We start from the raw sequence: 14203 nt of genomic DNA on the forward strand, positions 1-14203 counted from the left end.
TACCTTTTCTTCAACCAAATACCGCTAGCGTGCGCTATCGGTTTCACGGAGCTCTTCATCCACATGCGCCTTTCTCATGGGACGAACGACTGAGTGAACGGACGTAGGGACAGCTTGTCATGCCCAAACAGGTGATGATTGTAGAAGATAACGAGCTCAACATGAAGCTCTTTCGCGACCTGATCGAGGCGTCCGGCTATACCACGATCCAGACCAGAAACGGCATGGAGGCGCTCGATCTGGCGCGCAAGCATCGCCCCGACCTCATCCTGATGGATATCCAGCTTCCCGAAGTCTCCGGCCTCGAAGTCACGAAATGGCTGAAGGAAGACGATGAACTGCACGTCATTCCCGTGATTGCCGTCACGGCCTTCGCGATGAAGGGTGATGAGGAGCGGATCCGCCAGGGCGGCTGCGAGGCCTATGTTTCCAAGCCGATCTCGGTTCCGAAATTCATCGAGACGATCAAGACCTATCTCGGCGACGCCTGACGCATCGGAAAGACGCTTATGACTGCGCGAATACTGGTGGTTGACGATATTCCGGCCAACGTGAAGCTGCTTGAAGCGCGGCTGCTCGCGGAGTATTTCGACGTGATGACCGCCGCCGACGGCCACGAAGCGCTGGCGATCTGCGAACGCAACCAGGTCGATCTGATCCTGCTCGACATCATGATGCCCGGCATCGATGGCTTTGAGGTCTGTGAGCGGCTGAAGGCCAGCCAGAAGACCGCCCATATTCCCGTCGTCATGGTCACGGCGCTCGACCAGCCGGCCGACCGTGTACGCGGTCTGAAGGCCGGCGCCGACGATTTCCTGACCAAACCGGTCAACGATCTTCAACTGATCTCGCGGGTGAAGAGCCTGCTGCGGCTGAAAACATTGAGTGATGAGCTGCGCATCCGCGCCAACACAGCTCATACCATGGGCGTGGGCGATCTCATGCGGGCAGGCGAGGGCCGTGGCGACGAGGCTGGCCAGGTGCTGTTGGTCGATGGCCGCGCCAATTCGCAGGAGCGGATCGTCAGGGCGCTGAAGCCGGTCGCCGATGTGCTTGCTCTCTCCGATCCGCAGGCGGCCCTCTTCGAGGCAGCCGAGAACGTCTTCGACCTCGTCATCGTCAATGCCAATTTCGACGATTACGATCCGCTTCGCCTGTGCTCGCAACTTCGCTCGCTGGAGCGCACACGCTTCCTGCCGATCCTGATCATTACCGAACAGGGCGCTGACGACATGGTCGTCCGCGCGCTCGATCTCGGCGTCAACGATTACATCGTCCGTCCCGTCGATCCCAACGAGCTCGTCGCCCGCAGCCTTACGCAGATCCGTCGCAAACGCTACAATGATCGTCTGCGCGCCAGCGTCAAGCAGACGATCGAGCTTGCCGTGACCGATCCGCTGACCGGCCTTTACAACAGGCGTTACCTCGACAATCACCTGAACGTGCTCTTCAATCGGTCGATGGCGCGAGGGCGGCCGCTTTCGATGCTGATCACCGACATCGACCGCTTCAAGCAGGTGAACGACACTTACGGCCACGATGGCGGTGACGAAGTGCTGCGCGAATTCGCAAACCGCGTCCGTTCGACCATCCGCGGCGCCGATCTCGCCTGCCGTTACGGCGGGGAGGAATTCGTCGTCGTGATGCCGGACACCTCACCGGAAGTTGCCGCAGCTGTCGCCGAGCGCCTGCGCGCGGCGGTCGAAAGCGCTCCTTTCATGCTGAAACGCTCCGGTGAAGCGCTTAATGTCACCGCGTCCTTCGGCATCGCCTCACGCATTGGCGCGGTGCTGACACCGGACCAGCTGATGAAGCAGGCCGATCTTGCTCTTTACGAGGCCAAGAAGACTGGCCGCAATCGCGTAGTCGCAGCGGCTGCCTGACGAATCAGTTGCGGTGCCATACGAGCCATTTGCGGGTTTTCCACTGCGGTAAGCGAATTATTACCAATTTTGACCTTCGCCCATGCGACGCAGGCTAGAAATTCTGCAACTCGATAGCCCAAAAATGGACGCCCGGCGTTGCTGTGGATATGGTGCGGCGCGACAGTCTGTCGAATGCCAGCACCGAGCTCGAAATGAAACGGAGACTATAAACGAATGCCCGCTGCCAACAGGACCAAATAGAGTGCCGCGGCGTCACCTCACGTAAGGGGAGGGGCGGCTTAAGTTATTACGTTATATTGTCGAATTTCTTCGGGGCTGTCGACGTTAGGCTTCGTCGTCAAGCAGAACCCTCCAAACTTTGTGTGTTCTAAAACTGGACTTTTAACCATAGAATCAAGCTCGGAAAAATCATCATTAAGAATTTGTTGATTTTCTTTCATTTTTGCGCAAATTATCGGCTCATAAGAGAAGCGCTCCCGCAGAGGAGCTGTCGATACCCCATGATGCTCAGGTCCGCCGCATCTCCTGGGTCGTGGGGTCGGTCGGCTGGTACGCAAGTCATAACGGTTCCTCGTGCCGTTTTGCATGCTGGTCGACCCCCTTTTTGGAAAACGCCGCCACTTCCCGAGACGGAAGGGCGGCGTTTGTCTGTTTGCGCTATCATTTTTCAATGTCGGCTCCTCCCGGGCAACAAAAAACGCGCAACCCGAAGGCGCGCGCTTTTTGAAATCCGTCAGGCCAAGTAATTACTTGATCTTGGTTTCCTTGAACTCGACATGCTTCTTCGCAATCGGGTCATACTTCGTCTTCGTCATCTTGTCAGTCATCGTGCGGCTGTTCTTCGTCGTGACGTAGAAGAAACCGGTGTCGGCTGTCGACAGCAGCTTGATCTTGATTGTTGTAGCCTTGGCCATGGTCGTCCTGCCTTTAAGAAAATGAAAGCCGTGGAAGCCGGATGGGCTCCACGGCAAATTCTGGCGCGAAACTACGAATCCCGCCCGAAAAGTCAAGTCCGTTTTCGAATGAACATCAATCTGATGCCGGAAAGTAGGGCATAAAGGCCGAAGAAGGCCGCGATCGCCCAGGCAAAACCATTGTTTCCGGCGACATCGATCGCTGCGCCGATCACCTGTGGACCGGCCACAGTTCCCATCGCATAACAGAAAACGAAGGCAGCATTGGCCGCAGCCAGATCAGAGCCGGTCAGCCGCGAACCGAGATGGCTGAGGCCGACCGTGTAGAGGCCGGAGACGCAACCGCCCCAGAAGAGCAGGATTCCGGCCATCAGCAGCCAGTTGTTGACGAGGATCGGCAGCATCAGCGAGCCGATAAAGCCCATCAGCGCCATGCCGGCGAGAAGCGGCCGCTTGTCGCGGATGCGGTCGGAGAGCAGGCCGAGCGGAATCTGGAAGATGACGTTGCCGACGCCCATCATGGTGAGCAGCAGTGCTGCCTGCGATTCGGTGAAATGGGCGCGCACCGCAAAAATCGGGAAGAGCGACAGCCCGCCCGCTTCGACCGCGCCGAAGATGAAGACGGCGGCCGTCGCCGTCGGCACCAGGAAAACGTAGCGCATGAAATGCAGCTCCGGTTTTTCCTCCAGGAGCGGGCTTTCGTCACGGGCGACGAAAATCGGAATGGCGGCGAGCAGGATAGCGCCGGCGCCGATCAGGAAGGGGAAGATGCCGTCGCTGCCGAGAATTGAGAACAGCAGGGGGCCGGCCGCGAAGCCGAGGGAAAGCACCGTCGCATAGATGCCGAGCACGAAACCGCGTTTGGAAGGCGGGGAGGCGGCGTTAATCCAGAACTCGGAGAGGATGAACAGCGTCGTCGTCGCGCCATGGAAGGCGAAGCGCAGCGGAAACCACAACCAGAAATCCTCGGCATAGTAGAAGCCGAGTGCACTCAGCGCCGAAATCAGCACCGCCCAGAGCATCGTCGGCGCAACGCCGTATTTATGGGCGAGCTTGGTGGTAACGGGGGCGGCCGCCATCGCCGCGATCCCCGCCATCGCCGTGTTGAGACCGATAAGCGTGGACGAGATGCCGCGTTTCTCGAGGATGATGCTGAGGAGGGGCAGCCCGAGGCCGATCGCTATGCCGACGGCTGAAATGGACGAGATGGCTGCCACCAGAGAAGGCCAATGGATTTCCTCGATATCGCCTGGTGTGCCGTTTCTCGGCTGAGACATTTATCCATCCTTAGAAAGCTGCGCGAGCGAATCGACCTCTCGCCTCACGTAGAAAGACACAGACGTGCCAAATCCAGGTGACGAGCAGCGTTTCGCAGTATTTCCGATGTGATCTGCGGAATGTAAAGCCTGTTCAGACAAGAAAAGCTTACCATGTCAAGCCGTGGAGGATCGTTGACTCCCGCGTTCCGTGGTGGTCGGTGGAGGGCTGGCACTACACGTTAAATATGTCTGGAAGGTGAAGGCCCTCAATCGGCCGGCGGGGTGGGTCGTAATCATCGGGACTGTCGCTCTCTCCACCGAAGCCATGCATGCGCAGCGCCCATTGCAGGCCGATGACGCCACCCTTGATCGGCTGGATGGAGGCAAGCGCGGTGATGACGGTGATCGGCGCCCAGATGGCAAGATGGACCCATACCGGCAGCAAGAAGGTCATGTCGGTGAGCATATAGCCGCCGACCACGACGTGGCCGAGAACGAGGATGACGATATAGGGCGGCAGATCGTCGGAGCGGTGATGATGCATCGCCTCGCCGCAGACTGCGCAATGATCGACGGGTTTCAGGAAAGCCTGGAAGAGCTTGCCGTTGCCGCAGGCCGGGCAGCGGTTCATCAGCCCGCGCATGATGGAGCGCCCAAGCGGACGCTCGGCCTCGGGGCTGTCCCCGTAGCGGACGACCGGATCGGTCGGAGTTCTCATTGCATCTTCCTCTTTCAGGCCGAAAGCATGGAGTTCTGTAATCAGACCAATGCTGCTTTCGGCACGATGCCTAGCGGCGCCCGCGCGGTGGCCGCGTTCCCGGCTTCTTGCGGACCTGGCCCCTCTCGCGGCGGCCTGCCTTGTGGAAGGAACGCACGGCCGTCGGCATCTCGCGCCCCTCGCTCAGCATTTCGAAACGCAGTGCGCCGGCAAGTGGGATCGCTTCGGCAAGCTTCACGGTGACGCTGTCGCCAAGGCGATAGCCAAGGCCGGTTCTTTCACCCGAGAGCGCCTGATGCGCCTCGTCATAGATGAAATAATCGGTGCCGAGGGTGGAGATAGGGATGAAACCGTCGGCGCCGTAGTCCGGCAAGGTAATAAATAGCCCGGATTTGGTAACACCCGAGACGCGGCCGGAAAATTCTTCGCCGACGCGGGTGCTGAGGTGATGGGCGATCAGCCGGTCGATGGTCTCGCGCTCGGCTGCCATGGCGCGGCGCTCGAAGGTGGAAATTTCGGCAGCGATATCATCAAGGGCGGCTTCCTCGTCCGGCGTGATGCCGCCATCACCCAAGCCGAGGGAGCCGACCAGCGCACGATGCACGATCAGATCGGCGTAGCGGCGGATCGGCGAGGTGAAGTGGGCGTATTTCATCAGGTTAAGGCCGAAATGGCCGATATTCTCGGGGCTGTATATCGCCTGGCTCTGCGAGCGCAGCACCATCTCGTTGACCATGGTCTGGTGCGCCGTGCCCTCGGCCTTGGCCAGAATGCCGTTGAAGCTGTTGGCGCGGACGTTGCCGCCCTTGGCAAGCGAGATGCCGAGTGTCGCCAGGAACTCGCGCAGGACCTCCTGCTTGGCAAGCGTCGGGCCGTCATGGATACGGTAGACCAGCGGCTGTCGCTTCTTTTCAAGCGTTTCGGCGGCGCAGACATTCGCCTGGATCATCATCTCTTCGATCAGCTTGTGCGCATCGAGCCGCGGCGGCACGAAGACCCTGTCGACGGTGCCGTCGGGCTTCAGCAGGATCTTGCGCTCCGGCATGTCGAGTTCCAGCGGCTGGCGCCTGTCGCGTCCGCGTTTCATCACCCCATAGGCGTGCCAGAGCGGTTTCAGGATCGGCTCGAGCATCGGCCCGGTCTTGTCATCGGGATTTCCGTCGATCGCCGCCTGCGCCTGCTGGTAGGAAAGCTTGGCCGCGCTCTTCATCATGATGCGATGGAAGGTGTGGCCGATCTTGCGACCTTCCCCGGAGAAGCTCATGCGCACGGCAAGTGCCGGGCGGTCGACGCCTTCCTTCAGCGAGCAGAGGTCGTTTGAGATTCGCTCCGGCAGCATCGGCACGACACGATCGGGGAAATAGACGGAGTTGCCGCGCTTCAGCGCCTCGCGGTCGAGCGGTGAATTCGGGCGGACATACCAGGAGACGTCGGCGATCGCGACGGTGACGATGACGCCGCCGGGATTGTCGGGCGAAGGGTCAGGCTCGGCATGAACCGCGTCGTCATGATCCTTGGCGTCAGCCGGATCGATGGTGATCAGCGGCATGGCGCGCCAATCTTCGCGATGGGACATCGTCGCTGGCTTTGCTTCTTCCGCCTCGGCGACGACGGCCGGTGGGAAGACATGCGGAATTCCGTGTGCATGGATGGCGATCATCGAGATCGCCTTTTCCGAGCCGACGGAGCCGACGACGGAGAGAACCTTGGCGCGCGGCAGGCCGAAGCGGCCGAGCCGGGCGACTTCGATCTCGACCAGGTCGCCATCCCTGGCGCCGCCGGTGAAGTCCGGGTCGATCACCATCTCCTCGCCGCGCCTTTCGATCGGCAGCAACCGGCCGCCGCCGCCAGGTGCCGTGCGGAAAACGCCCATCGCTGCGCCGCGGCGCCTGTCGATCACCTTGATGATACGCGCGGTATAGGCCGGCCCGCCGCGATCAATGGCAGGGAAGATTTTCGCGAGAATTCGGTCGCCGAGGCCGGCGACGGGCGCCTTGCCCTTGCCCTGGCGGCCCGCAGGCGATTGCTGGCGGATAGCGACGGCCGGCGCCACACCCTGGTCTTCCGGCCATTCCGCCGGCCGGCCGATCAGATCGCCATCCTTGTCGCGGGTCGTAATGTCGAGAACGGTGACGGGCGGAAGGGCGCCGGGACGAATGAGCGACTTGCGGCTCTTCTGCAGCATGCCTTCTTGTTCGAGCTCCTGCAGCATATGCTTGAGCTCGACGCGGCTGTCACCTTTCAGCCCGAACGCCTTGGCGAGTTCGCGCTTGGAGGCCTTCTGCGGATGATCGGCGATGAAGCGCAGGATCACCTCGCGCGAGGGCAGTGCGCCGTGGACGATGTTCAGCGGCTCGACAGCGGGAGCATCCTTGCCCGCGCGGCCGATCTTGCCCGGGCGTTTGCCCGCGAGGTTCGTTCTGTCGCGCGGTGTCCTGCTCACGTCAGCTCTTTTTCGATTTCGCGGGCGCCTTCGCCTTCGCTGCCTTCGGCTTGGCGGCCGTCTTGGTGGTCTTTGCTTCGGCGGCTGCCGCCTTCGGCTTGGCTTTCGCCTTGGATGCCTTGGTGGCGGGCGCCTTGCCGGCCTTTTCAGTGATCAGCACAAGCGCCTCCTCGATGGTGATGGCTTGCGGATCCTTGCCCTTCGGCAGCGTGGCGTTGACCTTGCCCCAGTTGACATAGGGGCCGTACTTGCCGTCGCGAACGGTGATGGCGCCGCCATCGGGGTGATCGCCGAGGGTCTTCAGCGCCGCCGGCGTGCCGCGCGCGCCCCGGCCCGGCGCCTTGTTCGCCTTTTCGGCGATCAGCGTCACAGCGCGGTTGAGACCGACGGAGAAGACGTCCTCGACGGTTTCCAGATTGGCATAGGAACCGTCATGCAGAAGGAATGGACCGTAGCGTCCGATGCCTGAGGAGATCATCTTGCCGGTTTCGGGATGTTTGCCGATATCGCGCGGCAGCGAAATCAAAGCCATCGCCTTTTCATAGTCGATATCCTCGGGCTTCCAGCCCTTCGGCAACGAGGCGCGTTTGGCCTCCTTGCCATCGCCGCGCTGGATATAGGGACCGAAGCGGCCGGAACGCAGCGTCAGTTCCTCACCGGTCGTCGGATCGGTGCCAAGGTTCTTCGGCTCGTTGAGCGCGACACCTTCCGCTTCCCCGCCGTTTTCGGAGGAGAGTTGACGGGTGTAGTTGCATTCCGGATAGTTCGAACAGCCGACGAAGGCACCATATCTGCCGAGCTTCAGCGACAGGTTGCCGGTGCCGCAGACCTGGCAGATTCTGGGGTCGCTGCCATCTTCGCGTTTCGGAAAGACGAGCGGCGCCAGCGCCTCGTTCAGCGAATCGAGCACGTTGGTGACGCGCAGTTCCTTGGTGTCTTCGATCTGAGCGAAGAAATCCTTCCAGAAATCGCGCAGCACCTGCTTCCAGTTCAGCTCGCCCGCGGAAATCCGGTCGAGCTTCTCCTCGAGATCGGCGGTGAAATCATATTCGACATATTTGGTGAAGAAGCTTTCGAGGAAAGCCGTCACCAGCCGGCCCTTGGCCTGCGGGATCAGCTTGCGCTTGTCGATGGTCACATAATCGCGGTCGCGCAGCGTCGCGAGTGTCGCGGCATAGGTGGAGGGGCGGCCGATGCCGAGCTCTTCCATCTTCTTGATCAGCGAAGCTTCCGAGTAACGCGGCGGCGGTTCGGTGAAATGCTGGGTCGAATTGATCTTCTGCTTGGCGAGCGTCTCGCGCGCATTGATCTCCGGCAGGCGGCCATCCTCGTCGCCGTCGTCGCTCTGCTCGCCGTCCTCCTTCTGGTCGGTATAGGCGGCGATGAAGCCGTCGAAGCGAATGACCGAACCGACAGCGCGCAGGCCCGCCTTCTCTCCCTTGTTGTCGGCGGTGATTTCAGCCGTCGTGCGCTCGATCTCGGCCGATGCCATCTGGCTGGCGATGCCGCGCTTCCAGATCAGGTCGTAAAGCCGGATCTGGTCGGCATCGAGAAATTTGCGCAGACGGTCGGGGGAGCGGTTGAAATCGGTCGGGCGGATCGCCTCGTGTGCCTCCTGGGCGTTTTTCGCCTTGGTGGAATAGAAGCGCGCCTTCTCCGGCATATAGCGTTCGCCGAACTGGTCGAGGATGGCGCGTCGTGCCGCATCGATCGCCTCGGGCGCCATCTGTACGCCGTCGGTTCGCATATAGGTGATGAGACCGACGGTCTCGCCGCCGATGTCGACGCCCTCGTAGAGCTTCTGGGCGATCTGCATGGTGCGCGAGGCGGAGAAGCCGAGATTGGAGGAGGCGGCCTGTTGCAGCGTCGAGGTGGTAAAGGGCGGTCCCGGATTACGCTTGACCGGCTTCGCCTCGACCGTTTCGACGATATAGCTTGCACCTTCGAGCAAAGCCTTCAGGCGGCTGGCTTCCTCGCCGTTGCCGATCGCGCGCGGCGGTAGCCGCTTGCCGTGCGCCGAGACCAGCTTTGCTTCGAATTCGTCGCCGCGCGGCGTCTTCAGAAGCGCCGAGAGGTTCCAGTATTCTTCGGAGATGAAGCGCTCGATCTCGGATTCGCGGTCGCAGACTAGGCGAAGCGCCACCGACTGGACGCGGCCGGCCGAACGCGCGCCGGGCAGCTTGCGCCACAGGACCGGCGAAAGATTGAAACCGACGAGATAGTCGAGTGCGCGGCGTGCCAGATAGGCGTCGACCAGCGGCACGTCGATATCACGCGGATCGGCCATCGCGTCGAGGACCGCCTTCTTGGTGATCGCATTGAAGACGACGCGCTTGACCGACTTGCCGTTCAGCACCCGCTTCTTGTTCAGCATGTCGAGGACGTGCCAGGAAATCGCTTCGCCTTCACGATCCGGGTCGGTCGCGAGAAACAGGCCGTCAGAGGATTTCACCGCGTCGGCAATGTCCTTCATCCGCTTGGCAGAGGCGCCGTCGACCTCCCAAAGCATTTCGAAATCCTGATCGGGAAGGACCGAGCCATCCTTGGCAGGCAGATCGCGCACATGACCGAAGGAGGCGAGCACTTTGTATCCCGAACCCAGATACTTGTTGATCGTCTTGGCCTTGGCAGGCGATTCCACCACTACAACATTCATGATGATTCTCTAAAAAACAGCTGCGCCGGCGTGGAAGCCAGCGCAACACGCAGTGCAACTTGGATACTGGCCTTCCGACATGGACAGGGAAATCGCCGCGGTCAAGGGGTTTGCTGCAATTTTACTTCTTGCATCTGGTGCAATCGAAACAAGAATCGTCATGAAAAATAACTCATGTGGTTCTCAACACGGAGGTCCTGCGTTCGCAAAGCCGCTCCTTCCTACCGCGCAAGCGTCAGTCGGAAAGCGAGACCAAACCTCCCTGATGCCGGTGCACCCTGCCTGATATATCGAGTTCCAGCAGGATAAGATAAACCGCGGACGCTGAAAGGCCGGTGTGGCGGATGACGTCGTCGATGTCGACAGGCGTCGGCCCAAGCGCCTCGATGACGCGGCTCCGGTCTGAATCGCCGGGCGGAATCGTTATTGCCTTGCTCTCATGTGCAGGTTCCTGCGCCATCGACGGGCGGAACAGGTCGGGTTGCGCGAGTGGCGCCAGGGCCTCGATGACATCGGCAGGTTCGGTGACGATCGAAGCGCCATCCTTCAGCAGTTCGTTGGTGCCGTGACAGCGCGGATCGAGCGGCGAGCCGGGCACGGCAAACACCAGTCGGCCGAACTCGCCGGCAAGGCGCGCCGTGATCAACGAGCCCGAACGCGTCGCCGCTTCGACGATCACCACGCCAAGCGCGATGCCGGCAATCAACCTGTTCCGGCGCGGGAAATCGCGGGCGCGGGGCTCCCAGCCGAAGGGCATTTCGCTCACCGCCAGGCCGTTGCCGCCGGTGATTTCTTCGATGAGGCCGATATTTTCCGGCGGGTAGGGCTTGTCGAGGCCGCCGGCAAGCGCTGCGATCGTGCCCGTGCCGAGGCTTGCCCGGTGCGCTGATGTGTCGATGCCGCGCGCCAGGCCGGAGACCACGGTATAACCCGCCTGGCCACAGGCGCGCGCCACCATCGCTGCGAATTTGGCGCCTGCGGCCGACGCGTTGCGCGAGCCGACGATGCCGACGGCCGGTCGTTTGGCGGCGGCAAGCGCGCCTTTGACGGCAAGGAGCGGTGGCGCGCCGTCGATCTGCTTCAGCGCCTGCGGATAATCCGGCTCGCCGATGCCGACGAAGCGGGCGCCGAAACGATGCGCCGCCTCCAGTTCCCGATGCGCCTCGGCCTCGCTGGCAATGCGGATGGCCCGCGTCGCGCCGCCGCGCGCCGAAAGCTCCGGCAAAGCCCCAAGCGCCGCCTCGGCCGAACCGAAGTGATTGATGAGATCGCGAAAGGTCGCGGGGCCGATATTGTCGGAGCGGATGAGGCGCAGCCAGGCAATTCTTTGCCGTTCGGTCAGCACAACGCCTTTCGATGCCGCGCTCAGCGCATCCATTATCCCTTCGCCCCGATCTTGCTTTCCGTTCCGCCCATCAGGCGTGAAATATTTGCCCTGTGCTTCCAGTAGGAGATGAGCGTCATGATCGCCATGACGGCCGCAACCTTTTCATTGCCCAATATCCACAGCGCAACCGGGGTAGCAAGCATGGCGACGAGCGCCGACAGCGAGGAGTAGCGAGTGGTGACGGCCACGGCCAGCCAGACGGCGGCGAAGAGCACGACCATGATCGGCGCGACGCCGAGCAGGGTGCCGATATAGGTGGCGACACCCTTACCGCCCTTGAAGCCGATCCAAACGGGGAAAAGATGGCCGATGAAGGCGGAGAAGCCGGCGATGATCGCCGCCTCCTCACCAAGGAAATAGCCGACGATCCAGGCGGCGGCCGAAGCCTTGAGCGCATCGAGCAGAAGCGTCGCCGCGGCGAGCTTGCGGTTTCCGGTTCTTAAGACATTGGTCGCGCCGATATTGCCGGAACCGATGCTGCGCACGTCGCCGAGGCCGGCGGCGCGGGTCAGGATCAGGCCGAAGGGAATCGAACCGAGGAGATAGCCGATGACGGCGGCGGCAAGCGCGATCGGCAGCGTGATCTGCCATGACATGAGATTGGATAACATATGTCCCCTCAGCCCTCCGTGGCTATCCTCAGCTCCAGCCCTTTTTCTCTGGGATGAATGGCGATGGTGTCGATCCTAAACTGCGTGGACAAGCTTTCCCGCGACATATGTCGCAACCGCTCGCCCGCTGAAGCGCGCATCCTCAAACGGCGTGTTCTTCGAACGGGAGAGAAGCATGTCTTTGGCGACAAGCCAAGGCTCATCGAGATCGATCAGCGCGATATCGGCCGCAGCACCCGGCTTCAGCGTGCCGGCGTCAAGGCCGAAAATCTCGGCCGGGCGGGTGGACATGGCGTCGATCAGCCGCATCAGACTGACCTGGCCGCCATGATGAAGCCTGAGGGCCGCCGCCAGCATGGTTTCCAGGCCGACGGCACCGTCGGCCGCCTCGCCGAAGGGCAGACGCTTCGTATCGACGTCCTGTGGGTCGTGCGAGGAGACGATGATGTCGATGGCGCCGCGTCCAAGCGCTTCGGCCATCGCCACCCGGTCGTCCTCCGGGCGCAGCGGCGGATAGAGCTTGAAGAAGGTACGGTATTCGCCGATGTCGTTTTCGTTGAGTGCCAGATTGTTGATCGAGATGCCCGAGGTCACCTTGGCGCCGCGGCTGCGGGCGCGTTCGATCGCCTCAACCGATTGGGACACCGAGATCATTGCGGCGTGATAACGTCCGCGCGTCAGTTCTGCGATCCTGAGATCGCGTTCGAGCGGGATGAGCTCGGCTTCCCGCGGAATGCCGGAAAGCCCCAGCCAGCTGGCTAAGAGCCCCTCATGCATGACGCCGTTGGCCCCAAGATATTTGTCTCGCGTCTCGCAGGAGATGACGGCACCGAATTCGCGGGCATAGGTCATGATCCGGCGCAGCACCTGCGTGTTATGGACGCTGGAGTGGGCGTCAGTGAAGGCGACGGCTCCCGCCTGCATCAGCAGACCGATCTCCGTCATCTCTTCGCCGGCGAGGCCCTTGGTGATAGCGGCTGCCGGATAGACGTTGACGGCAGCCGTATCCCGCGCCGTCTTCTTGACGAATTCGACGAGCGCGATGTCGTCGATGACGGGATCGGTGTCCGGCATCATGATGATCGAGGTAACGCCGCCGGCCGCCGCTGCCCGGCTCGCCGAGGCGATCGTCTCGCGGTGCTCGCCGCCGGGTTCGCCGATATGGACGCGCGCATCGACAAGGCCCGGCGTTGCGACGAGGCCGGCGCAATCGCGGATGACTGCGCCTTCCGGCGCGCCCTGGTTCTGCGCAGCGTGACCGGCGGCAAGGATCACCCCGTTTTCGGCGATGATCGTTCCCACCTCGTCCAGATTGCGCGAGGGATCGACGATGCGGACATTTTTGAGGACGATCGGACTGCTCATGCCATCATTCCATCGGTTCGTGGGCCCTGGTTCTGCGAGACGAGCAGTGTCTCCATGACCGCCATGCGCACCGCGACCCCCATCTCAACCTGTTCGGCGATTACACTTTGCGGACCGTCAGCGACTTCCGAGGCGATCTCGACGCCGCGGTTCATCGGGCCCGGATGCATGACCAGCGCATCGTCCTTCGCGGCCTTCAGCGTTTCGGCGTCGAGCCCGTAGAAATGGTAGTATTCGCGCACCGAGGGTACGAAGGCGCCCGACATGCGCTCGCGCTGCAGCCTGAGCATCATCACCACGTCAGCATCTTCGAGCCCATCTTTCATCGAATGGAACACCTCGACGCCCATCTCGGCAATGCCGGCGGGCAGGAGAGTCGCGGGCGCAACGACGCGCACGCGCGCCCCCATCGCATTGAGCAGCAGGATATTGGAGCGCGCCACCCGCGAATGCAGCACGTCGCCGCAGATCGCCACGATGATGCGCGAGAGCTTGCCCTTGGCGCGGCGGATCGTCAGCGCGTCGAGGAGCGCCTGCGTCGGATGTTCGTGCTGGCCGTCGCCGGCATTGACGACCGAGCAGGAGACCTTCTGGGCGAGGAGGGCAGCCGCCCCCGCGCTTGAATGGCGGATCACCAGCACATCAGGGCGCATCGCATTCAGCGTCATTGCCGTATCGATCAGCGTTTCGCCTTTTTTCACCGAGGAATTTCCGACCGACATGTTCATGACGTCGGCGCCGAGCCGCTTGCCGGCAAGCTCGAAGGAGGCCTGCGTGCGGGTCGATGCCTCGAAAAAGAGGTTAATCTGCGTTAGCCCGCGCAGCGTCGACGTCTTCTTTTCTCGCTGGCGGCTGATCTTGACGGCTTCGTCGGCCTTGTCGAGGAGATAGGTGATATCCTGCTCGGTGAGGCCCTTGATGCCAATGAGGTGGCGGTGGGGGAAAAAGACCATGACACTGCCTC

General features: G+C 61.8%; 11 protein-coding genes. 2 read left to right on the forward strand and 9 right to left on the reverse strand.

Going from position 1 to position 14203, the window contains the following annotated elements:
- Positions 1-119 precede the first annotated feature (119 nt).
- A complete protein-coding gene (locus tag J0663_RS17090; RefSeq protein WP_003547430.1) occupies positions 120-491 on the forward strand; it encodes a response regulator in 372 nt (123 codons plus the stop codon).
- Positions 492-509: 18 nt separating this feature from the next.
- Positions 510-1883 (forward strand): PleD family two-component system response regulator, encoded by a 1374-nt coding sequence (locus J0663_RS17095; RefSeq protein ID WP_207241517.1) that lies wholly within the window; start codon positions 510-512, stop codon positions 1881-1883.
- A gap of 749 nt (positions 1884-2632) precedes the next feature.
- Here the strand turns inward: J0663_RS17095 and rpmG are convergent.
- The 9 genes from rpmG to J0663_RS17140 all read right to left on the reverse strand — a co-directional run bounded on the left by rpmG (position 2633) and on the right by J0663_RS17140 (position 14192).
- A complete protein-coding gene (gene rpmG, locus J0663_RS17100) occupies positions 2633-2800 on the reverse strand; it encodes a 50S ribosomal protein L33 (RefSeq protein ID WP_003587245.1) in 168 nt (55 codons plus the stop codon).
- 92 nt (positions 2801-2892) lie between these two features.
- Complete coding sequence (locus J0663_RS17105; protein ID WP_207241518.1) at positions 2893-4077, reverse strand: MFS transporter; 1185 nt, start codon at positions 4075-4077, stop codon at positions 2893-2895.
- 214 nt (positions 4078-4291) lie between these two features.
- Complete coding sequence (locus J0663_RS17110) at positions 4292-4777, reverse strand: DUF983 domain-containing protein (RefSeq protein ID WP_207241520.1); 486 nt, start codon at positions 4775-4777, stop codon at positions 4292-4294.
- 70 nt (positions 4778-4847) lie between these two features.
- On the reverse strand, positions 4848-7220 hold the full coding sequence (rnr, locus tag J0663_RS17115) for a ribonuclease R (RefSeq protein WP_207241531.1): 2373 nt from the start codon (positions 7218-7220) through the stop codon (positions 4848-4850).
- A 1-nt stretch (position 7221) separates the two neighbouring features.
- Positions 7222-9876, reverse strand: coding sequence for a type I DNA topoisomerase (topA, locus tag J0663_RS17120; protein ID WP_207241533.1), 2655 nt, complete (start codon positions 9874-9876; stop codon positions 7222-7224).
- Between the two features lie 235 nt (positions 9877-10111).
- Positions 10112-11254, reverse strand: coding sequence for a DNA-processing protein DprA (dprA, locus tag J0663_RS17125; RefSeq protein ID WP_207241543.1), 1143 nt, complete (start codon positions 11252-11254; stop codon positions 10112-10114).
- A complete protein-coding gene (plsY, locus tag J0663_RS17130; protein ID WP_207241546.1) occupies positions 11254-11874 on the reverse strand; it encodes a glycerol-3-phosphate 1-O-acyltransferase PlsY in 621 nt (206 codons plus the stop codon). The genes dprA and plsY overlap by 1 nt, the downstream gene beginning before the upstream one ends.
- A 75-nt stretch (positions 11875-11949) precedes the next feature.
- On the reverse strand, positions 11950-13239 hold the full coding sequence (locus J0663_RS17135) for a dihydroorotase (protein ID WP_207241547.1): 1290 nt from the start codon (positions 13237-13239) through the stop codon (positions 11950-11952).
- Positions 13236-14192, reverse strand: coding sequence for an aspartate carbamoyltransferase catalytic subunit (locus J0663_RS17140; RefSeq protein WP_207241550.1), 957 nt, complete (start codon positions 14190-14192; stop codon positions 13236-13238). Before J0663_RS17140 ends, J0663_RS17135 begins: the two co-directional genes overlap by 4 nt.
- Positions 14193-14203 lie beyond the last annotated feature (11 nt).

Origin of the sequence: Rhizobium lentis (assembly GCF_017352135.1) — a bacterium.
GTDB classification, from domain to species: domain Bacteria; phylum Pseudomonadota; class Alphaproteobacteria; order Rhizobiales; family Rhizobiaceae; genus Rhizobium; species Rhizobium lentis.

Excerpts from the sequence above, each read along its gene's own strand:
- dprA (WP_207241543.1), bottom strand. The coding sequence starts at position 11,254 with ATGGATGCGCTGAGCGCGGCATCGAAAGGCGTTGTGCTGACCGAACGG.
- topA (WP_207241533.1), bottom strand. The coding sequence starts at position 9,876 with ATGAATGTTGTAGTGGTGGAATCGCCTGCCAAGGCCAAGACGATCAAC.
- J0663_RS17135 (WP_207241547.1), bottom strand. The coding sequence starts at position 13,239 with ATGAGCAGTCCGATCGTCCTCAAAAATGTCCGCATCGTCGATCCCTCG.
- J0663_RS17105 (WP_207241518.1), bottom strand. The coding sequence starts at position 4,077 with ATGTCTCAGCCGAGAAACGGCACACCAGGCGATATCGAGGAAATCCAT.
- J0663_RS17110 (WP_207241520.1), bottom strand. The coding sequence starts at position 4,777 with ATGAGAACTCCGACCGATCCGGTCGTCCGCTACGGGGACAGCCCCGAG.
- J0663_RS17090 (WP_003547430.1), top strand. The coding sequence starts at position 120 with ATGCCCAAACAGGTGATGATTGTAGAAGATAACGAGCTCAACATGAAG.
- J0663_RS17140 (WP_207241550.1), bottom strand. The coding sequence starts at position 14,192 with ATGGTCTTTTTCCCCCACCGCCACCTCATTGGCATCAAGGGCCTCACC.
- J0663_RS17095 (WP_207241517.1), top strand. The coding sequence starts at position 510 with ATGACTGCGCGAATACTGGTGGTTGACGATATTCCGGCCAACGTGAAG.
- plsY (WP_207241546.1), bottom strand. The coding sequence starts at position 11,874 with ATGTTATCCAATCTCATGTCATGGCAGATCACGCTGCCGATCGCGCTT.
- rpmG (WP_003587245.1), bottom strand. The coding sequence starts at position 2,800 with ATGGCCAAGGCTACAACAATCAAGATCAAGCTGCTGTCGACAGCCGAC.